The sequence below is a fragment of the Herbaspirillum sp. B65 genome (assembly GCF_000333555.1).
GTDB classification, from domain to species: domain Bacteria; phylum Pseudomonadota; class Gammaproteobacteria; order Burkholderiales; family Burkholderiaceae_D; genus Herbaspirillum; species Herbaspirillum rubrisubalbicans.
Window position 1 is genome coordinate 1 of the sequence record NZ_BADI01000511.1, and the last position, 7,970, is coordinate 7,970.

Consider the following 7,970-nt stretch of genomic DNA (forward strand, 5'->3'; position numbering starts at 1 on the left):
AATGGATATGCCCTGCACTTTCGCACCGGTCTGGAAAGCGACCTGCGCCGTGCTATCGACAACGGCGAATTCGAGCTGCACTACCAGCCGCAGCGCGACCAGGACGGTACCCTGATCGGGGTAGAAGCGTTGGCGCGTTGGAACAGTCGCTTTCGCGGCAGCGTCTCGCCGGCCATCTTCATCCCGGTGGCCGAAGCCTCAGGCCTGATCCTGCCGCTGGGGCAATGGGTGTTCCAGCAAGCCTGCCGCCAGTCGGTGCGCTGGAACCGCCAGGACCACAAGACGCCGGTGGTGATCGCAGTCAATGTCAGCGCCGTGCAGTTGCACCAGCCCGACTTCGTGCAACACATCCTGGCGACCCTGCAAGCCACCGGCGCCGACCCCAGCCATCTCAAGCTGGAGTTGACCGAATCGGCCATGGTCGAGGACGTGCAGGCCACCATCGAGAAGATGCTGGAATTGAAGCGTCATGGCCTGGCACTGTCACTGGATGATTTCGGCACCGGCTATTCCTCGCTGTCGCTGCTCAAGCGCCTGCCCATCGACCAGATCAAGATCGACCAATCCTTCGTGCGCGAACTGCTGGTCGCGCCCAGCGATGTCGCCATCGCCAAGACCATCATCGCCCTGGCCAATGCGCTGGGGCTGGAAGTGCTGGCCGAAGGCGTGGAAACCCGCGAGCAGCAGCAGTTCCTGGCCTTGCTGGGCTGTACGCGCTACCAGGGTTACCTGTTCGGACGCCCACTTCCTGCGGAGCAGTTTGACGCAGTGGGATGAGGCCACACCCGGCAGTGCCGGGATAATCGTCTCAATGCGTGGCCTTGTGCTGAGCCACGGTCAGGTATTCCGCGTGCAGGTGCGCTGCTTCCAGCACCTTGCGGCATTTGTCGCGCTCGGCCGGCAGTGCGGCCAGTTCATGCTGCAGCAATTGCTCGATGATCTCGGCCGCCTCGCTGGCCTCGGTGCCAGTGGCCTGCATAGCCAGCAGGCAATTCTTGACGGTGGCACGCACCAGTTCGCCCACCGGTGCCTCCTGTTCCGACATGTCGCACAGGCGCACGATGATGCTCAGGTGCCGCCGCGCGATGCTCATGGCATTGGTACACATGGTCTCCCCTCCTTGTTGTGAAAACCAAGATAGGTCGCGGCAGGTAACGCCGCCATCAGGAGTTTCCTGATTTCAACTGGAACAAGAAGGCGGGGCTCCCATGTCGCGGGAAAAATCAGGCATACATCCCGGTTTAACACAAATGCCCCCGGGACCTGCCCCCTTTCACCGGAAATGCATTTTTCTTCTTCAGCCTCTGTTTTATCGTTCCCAAAGCCGCGGCCAGTCTTACAGTGAACTTATCGGTTGCCGTCTATAGCCACCAAATGGCAGACCGGTAGCGCCACCCTCACTTGTCCATGGAGAACCCGAGATGTCTTCCCTGTCGTCCGTTGCCGCCCTGAACCCTGAAGCGTCCCCCGCCATTACCCGCGAACTGCCGCCTGAACTGGCGCAGATCCGCGCCCAAGCGATGGCGGACGGTCTGCCCTACGCCGGCGGTATCGGTCCCCAGCAAGCCTGGGAACTGGTAGCCGCCGGCAAGGTGGTGCTGGTGGACGTGCGCACGGCAGAAGAACGCAAGTTCGTCGGCCACGTTCCCGATAGCCTGCATGTGGCCTGGGCCACCGGCACTTCGCTGTCGCGCAACCCGCGCTTCGTGCGCGAACTGGAAAGCAAGCTCGGTGGCAAGGACGTACCGGCACTGCTGCTGTGCCGTAGCGGCAAGCGCTCGGTAGCGGCGGCCGAGGCTGCGACCAAGGCCGGGCTGAGCTGTATCTTCAACGTGCTGGAGGGCTTTGAAGGCGAGCTCGACGCCGACCAGCAGCGCGGCAAGGCCGATGGCTGGCGCTTCCACGGCCTGCCCTGGGTGCAGGACTGACCGCGCTCGTATTCGCTGACTTCATGACCACCTGCGGCCCCCAACAAAAACAGTCAAGAGAGTCCCATGGCCAATTTCGATATCCACCAGATCGTCCAGTCGCTGCATGAAGCCCGTGTCGGCTGGCGAGTCGCCCAACGGCGCAACAATGATTCCAACGGTCGCGAGTTCCCCTCGCGCGCTGCCCTCGAAGGCATCCTTACGGCACTCAAGGGCGTCCTGTTCCCGATGCGCCTGGGCCCGCCCGACCTGCGCCAGGAAAGCGAAAACTTCCATGTCGCCCACGCCCTCGATGCCGCCCTGCACGCGCTGCTGGAGCAGGTGCGGCTGGAACTGAAATACAGCGCAGGTCTTGCCGGCCAGCCCACGCCCGATCTGGAACAGGACGCCATCTCCATCACCCGCGCCTTTGGCGCTTCATTGCCGCAGATCCGCAGCCAGCTCGATAGCGATGTCCTGGCCGCCTACCAGGGCGACCCGGCCGCACGCAGCGTGGATGAAGTGCTGCTGTGCTACCCCGGCACCCTGGCCTTGATCCATTACCGCCTGGCGCATCGCCTGTACCAGCTCGGCCTGCCGCTGCTGGCGCGCATCATCGCCGAACTGGCGCATGGCGCCACCGGCATCGATATCCATCCCGGCGCGCAGATCGGTACCGGCTTCTTCATCGATCATGGCACTGGCGTGGTGATCGGCGAGACCGCCATCATCGGCAACAACGTGCGCATCTACCAGGCCGTGACACTGGGCGCCAAGCGCTTCCCCACGGATGCCGAAAGCAAACTGGAAAAAGGCCGGGCCCGTCATCCCATCGTCGAGGATGACGTGGTGATCTATGCCGGCGCCACCATCCTCGGACGCATACGCTGGGGCCGGGGCGCCGTCATCGGCGGCAATGTCTGGCTCACGCATGACGTGCCGGCCGGCGCCTACATCGCGCAGGCAGCCTCGCGCGAAGATGCGCTGTCGCTGGCCAACGCTGCGGCAGCATGAGCGAGGCGGCCATGCACAATCCGGTCCGGGCTGCCCGGCAGGTCGATGAAGAAGCGCTCACCAGCGCGCTGGTACAGAGCTTTGGCATCGGCGTGCGCCAGTTGCGGCGCGAGCGCGGCTGGTCGCAGGAAAGGCTGGCCGAGAACTCCAACCTGAATCGTTCCTACATCGGCGAGATCGAGCGCGGCACCGCGATTGCCTCGCTGGTGACGGTGGAGAAACTGGCGACGGCCCTCACCCTCTCGCCCTCGGCCCTGGTCACCCATGGCGAACGCATCAACCAGCAAAACCTGGTGCGCGGCCTGCAGTTGATGGCTATAGCATGTTGAGCCACAAGGGCTGAGCCCCGACACTGCGGCTGTTCACTTACCCCATTCCCCAACCCCTCTCATACGGAGTCCAGATGTCCGCAACTGTCGGCGGTACCACCGCACTCGGCGATAATGCAGCACGGCAACTCGCCAATGCCACCAAGACCGCACCGCAACTCGAAACCATCAGCCCGCGCTGGCTCACGCACCTGCTGCAATGGGTGCCGGTCGAAGCCGGCATCTATCGCTTGAACAAGGTCAAGAACCCGGAATCGATCAAGGTCACCTGCACCGCCCGCCAGGAAGAAAACCAGTTGCCGCGTACCTTCGTGGATTACGAAGAGCAGCCGCGCGAATACTTCCTCAATGCCGTCTCCACCGTGCTGGACGTGCATACCCGCGTCTCCGACCTGTACAGCAGCCCGCATGACCAGATCAAGGAACAACTGCGTCTGACCATCGAGACCATCAAGGAAAACCAGGAAAGCGAACTGATCAACAATCCCGACTACGGCCTGCTGGCCCAGGTCACCGAAGAGCAGCGCATCTTCCCGCTGACCGGTGCGCCCACGCCGGACGACCTGGACGAATTGCTGACCAAGGTATGGAAGGAACCCGCCTTCTTCCTGGCGCACCCGCAAGCGATTGCTGCCTTCGGTCGCGAAGCCACGCGCCGCGGCACGCCGCCGCCGACCATCAGCCTGTTCGGCTCGCAATTCATCACCTGGCGCGGTGTGCCGCTGATCCCCTCGGACAAGGTGCCGGTGGCCGATGGCAAGAGCAAGATCCTGCTCTTGCGCGTGGGTGACAAGCGCCAGGGCGTGGTCGGCCTGTACCAGCCGGGCCTGCCGGGCGAACAGAGCCCGGGCCTGTCGGTGCGCTTCATGGGCATCAACAACCACGCCATCGCCTCCTACCTGATCTCGCTGTATTGCTCGCTGGCCGTGTTGACCACCGATGCCCTGGCGGTGCTGGACGATGTCGAGATCAACAAGTACCACGACTATCCCGACACCTACAAATAAGAGGCCGCCAACGTGAGCATCCTCACTCCCGCTTCCCACAGCGCCGGCTTGCCCGGCCAGGACGCGTCGGCTGCGCCGTTCGACCCGGCGCTGCTGGCGCGACTGGCCAACGAGCTGTTCGCCGCGCCCGCCGCTGCGACCTGGTCTCCCGGCCAGGTGCCGGGGGCGCAGCCGCCGGCCAACTTCACGCCACCGGCCTCGCCGCTGTCCAGTCCGGCTGGCACCAGCCAGGGCGTGCCCGGCACGGCCATTCCGCAAGGGCTGGCGCCGGGCCTGAACCTGATTCCCTCCTCGCCGCACCAGGTGCTCACGCTGGGTAACCGGGCGCCAGCGCTGGCACCGGCCGCACCGGCCGGCAACGGCACGCCGGACAAGGTCTTTGCTGCCCTGCCCGCCTATGAACCGCGCCTGGGCGGGGCCGTGACCGGTGCGCCGCAGGCGGTGGCAGCGGCACCGGCGGCAGCCCCATCGACAGCAGGCTATTACTTCCTCGATGACGGCCATGGTCATCCGCGTGGCGGCGCCAGTACGGCACCGACCGCGGCACCGGCTGCGGCACCTGCCGTGCCGGCCAGCACGTCGCAGTACTACTTCCTGCACGCGGTGGAATTGCCCAGCGGCTACGTCACCCCGGCCAAGCCGGCGCCTCATGCCGTGCACCAGCCGGCTGGCGCACAGCAGACGGCGGCCTTCGATGTCCACGCCGTGCGGCGCGACTTCCCCATCCTGCAAGAGCGCGTCAACGGCCGGCCCCTGGTCTGGTTCGACAACGCCGCCACCACGCACAAGCCGCAGGCGGTGATCGACCGCATCAGCGAGTTCTATCGCCGCGAGAATTCCAACATCCACCGCGCGGCGCACGAACTGGCCGCACGCGCCACCGACGCCTACGAAGGTGCACGCGAACGGGTGCGCTCTTTCCTCAATGCGCCGGATGTGAACGAAGTCATCTTCGTGCGCGGCACCACCGAAGCCATCAACCTGGTGGCCAAGTCCTGGGGCGGCAAGCACGTGGGCGCGGGCGATGAAATCATCGTCTCGCACCTGGAGCACCACGCCAACATCGTGCCCTGGCAACAACTGGCAGCGGAAAAAGGCGCCAAGCTGCGCGTGATCCCGGTCGATGATTCCGGCCAGGTGCTGCTGGATGAATACGCCAAGCTGTTGAACGAACGCACCAAGATCGTGGCGGTCACCCAGGTCTCCAATGCCCTGGGCACCGTCACGCCGACCAAGCAAATCGTTGAGCTGGCTCGCCTGGCCGGGGCGCGCACGCTGGTCGATGGGGCGCAATCGGTGTCGCACATGCGCACCGACGTGCAGGCGCTGGGCGCGGACTTCTTCGTCTTTTCCGGTCACAAGGTGTTCGGCCCGACCGGCATCGGCGCCCTCTGGGGCCGGCGCGAAGTCCTGGAAGACATGCCGCCCTGGCAAGGCGGCGGCAACATGATTGCCGATGTCACCTTCGAGAAGACCATCTTCCAGCCCCTGCCCAATACCTTCGAAGCCGGCACCGGCAATATTGCCGATGCCGTGGGACTGGGCGCCGCCCTCGACTATGTCAATCGCATCGGCATCGACAACATCGCCAGCTACGAACATGCCCTGCTGGAATACGGGATGCACAAGCTGGGCGAGATCGAGGGCTTGCGCCTGATCGGTACCGCAGCCCACAAGGCCAGCGTGATGTCCTTCGTGCTGGAAGGCTACAGCACCGAGGAAGTCGGCAAGGCGCTCAATCAGGAAGGCATCGCGGTGCGTACCGGCCACCACTGCGCCCAGCCCATCCTGCGCCGCTTCGGGGTGGAAACCACGGTGCGGCCCTCGCTGGCCTTCTACAACACCTTCGAAGAAATCGACTGCCTGTTGACGGTAGTACGGCGCCTGTCGGCCCAGCGTCATCGGCGTTGATTCCACTTCAGCACGCTTGCAACGGCCGCCTCGTGCGGCCGTTTTTTTGTCCCGAACAACGGCGGCCCTATTGCTGCAAAAAGAATTTCCTAAACAAGAAGCTTTCTCATTCGTCATCCAGAGAGCGGACCATCCGGCCCGCGTCAGCACCGCTGGCGATCCCTCATTGCGACCACCGCTCTCGACCATGATGACAAGAACATTGCGCAAGCCTTCCTCCTGCCACCCGGCTTCCCTGCCCCAGCGCCTGATGGTGCGCTCCCTGCGCCTGGCGCTGCTGGGCCTGTCGGTCTCCGCCCCGGCCTGGGCCCAGGCTCAGACTCAGACCACCACCAGCGACAGCGCCCTGCCCCAGGTCACCGTCACCGCCGGTCAGCAGGAACAGGCTACCGGTCCAGTGCATGGCTTCGTGGCCAAACGCAGCGCCACCGCCACCAAGACCGATACCCCGATCACCGAGATCCCGCAATCGATCTCGGTGGTGACCGCCGACCAGATCGCCGCCCAGCAGGCGCGCAGCGTCTCGGAAGCGCTGGGCTATACCAGCGGCGTACAAGTGTCCACTGGTGCCTTTGCCGTGGTCGATACCGGTGCGCTGCTGCGCGGCTTTGCGCTCAACAATGGCGGTTCCTTCTATCGCGACGGGATGCTCACCGCGTCCAACGCCAGCTACAGCCGCTATGCCCCCGAGCCCTATGGCCTGGAGCGCATCGAGCTGCTGCACGGCCCGGCCTCGGTGATGTTCGGCCAGAATTCGCCAGGCGGATTGATCAACGTGGTCTCCAAGAAACCGACCACCAGCCCCCTGCACGAATTGCAGCTGCAAGTCGGCAGCTTTGACCGCAAGCAGGTGGCCGGCGACTTCGGTGGCGCGCTCGATGAGGCCGGCGTGTGGTCCTACCGCATCACCGGCCTGGCGCGCGATGCCGGCACCCAGGTCGATGGCACGGTGGATCGGCGTGTGTTCCTGGCACCAGCCATTACCTGGCACCCCTCGGCAGCGACCGAGTGGACCGGACGGTTCGAATACCAGCGCAGCGATGGTCTGGCCAATAACCTGTTCCCGGCCAGCGGCACGGTCAGCGCCAATCCCAATGGTCAAATTCCCACCAGCACCGCCGTGGGCCGCAGCGCCGACAACAACGAGCACTACGAGAACTGGTCGCTGTCTTCGCAGTTCTCGCACCAGTTCAACGAGGTCTGGAGCTTCCGCCAGAACCTGCGCTATACCGACTACAACGGCGAGCGCAACACGATGCGCTTCGCCGCCTTCTACCCGGCCACGCAATCGGCCACGGCAGCGCTGCAGCGCTGGCGCCTGGGCAGCGACTCCGACACATTCACCACCGACAACCAGTTGCAGGCCGACTTCAGCACCGGCGCGCTCAAGCACAAGGTCTTGATGGGCGTGGATTTCCACCCCTGGCCCAGGGCACCGAGAGCAACTCCGGTGCGATGGCCAGCGTCAGCTTGCGCTCCAGCCCCTGGTGCATGGCCAGCGCGTGGGCATCGAGCTGGCGCAGGGTGCTGGCCAGCAGGCGCGCATCCGGCTCCAGCGCGCGCGCCAGTTCGGTGGGGCGGGCGTCGCGCGCGGTACGGTCGAACAATTGCAGGTCCAGCTCCGCTTCGAGCTGGCTGATGGTCATGCTCACCGATGAGGGCACTCGCCCCAACTGGCGCGCAGCGGCCGAGAAGGAGCCGCTGTCGAGCACGGCCAGGAAGACCTTGACGTTGTCACTGGAGAAAGCCATCGCAGCATCCTTGCAGGGTGGTCGGCACCCTAACGGTAAAACTGAAAGAAG

Annotated in this window: 7 protein-coding genes and 2 pseudogenes; 7 read left to right on the forward strand and 2 right to left on the reverse strand. The window is 64.8% G+C overall.

All coding sequences use genetic code 11. The annotated features are described in order from the left end of the window. Positions 1 to 777, forward strand: a 777-nt coding sequence (locus I5W_RS12365; RefSeq protein ID WP_044529447.1) for a putative bifunctional diguanylate cyclase/phosphodiesterase, incomplete at its 5' end; no start/stop codon positions are given. A 31-nt stretch (positions 778 to 808) separates the two neighbouring features. Here I5W_RS12365 and I5W_RS12370 read toward each other — a convergent pair. After that, on the reverse strand, positions 809 to 1,108 hold the full coding sequence (locus I5W_RS12370) for a hypothetical protein (protein ID WP_017453404.1): 300 nt from the start codon (positions 1,106 to 1,108) through the stop codon (positions 809 to 811). 313 nt (positions 1,109 to 1,421) lie between these two features. Between I5W_RS12370 and I5W_RS12375 the strand changes: the two genes are divergently transcribed. The 6 genes and pseudogenes from I5W_RS12375 to I5W_RS33340 form a co-directional block, all read left to right on the forward strand. After that, a complete protein-coding gene (locus I5W_RS12375; RefSeq protein ID WP_017453405.1) occupies positions 1,422 to 1,928 on the forward strand; it encodes a rhodanese-like domain-containing protein in 507 nt (168 codons plus the stop codon). A gap of 66 nt (positions 1,929 to 1,994) precedes the next feature. Then, the gene (gene epsC, locus I5W_RS12380) at positions 1,995 to 2,921 is read left to right on the forward strand and encodes a serine O-acetyltransferase EpsC (protein ID WP_044529448.1); all 927 of its coding nucleotides are present in this window, start codon (positions 1,995 to 1,997) and stop codon (positions 2,919 to 2,921) included. A gap of 11 nt (positions 2,922 to 2,932) precedes the next feature. Next, positions 2,933 to 3,250 (forward strand): helix-turn-helix domain-containing protein, encoded by a 318-nt coding sequence (locus I5W_RS12385; protein ID WP_044529451.1) that lies wholly within the window; start codon positions 2,933 to 2,935, stop codon positions 3,248 to 3,250. 74 nt (positions 3,251 to 3,324) lie between these two features. After that, a complete protein-coding gene (locus I5W_RS12390; protein ID WP_044529449.1) occupies positions 3,325 to 4,257 on the forward strand; it encodes a family 2A encapsulin nanocompartment shell protein in 933 nt (310 codons plus the stop codon). 12 nt (positions 4,258 to 4,269) lie between these two features. Next, complete coding sequence (locus I5W_RS12395; RefSeq protein ID WP_044529450.1) at positions 4,270 to 6,168, forward strand: family 2A encapsulin nanocompartment cargo protein cysteine desulfurase; 1,899 nt, start codon at positions 4,270 to 4,272, stop codon at positions 6,166 to 6,168. A gap of 250 nt (positions 6,169 to 6,418) precedes the next feature. Next, a pseudogene (locus I5W_RS33340) lies at positions 6,419 to 6,922 on the forward strand (TonB-dependent receptor plug domain-containing protein); the annotation flags it as partial. Positions 6,923 to 7,589: 667 nt separating this feature from the next. On the opposite strand, the pseudogene I5W_RS29765 reads toward I5W_RS33340, so the two are convergent. After that, a pseudogene (locus I5W_RS29765) lies at positions 7,590 to 7,919 on the reverse strand (LysR family transcriptional regulator); the annotation flags it as partial. Positions 7,920 to 7,970: the final 51 nt, after the last annotated feature.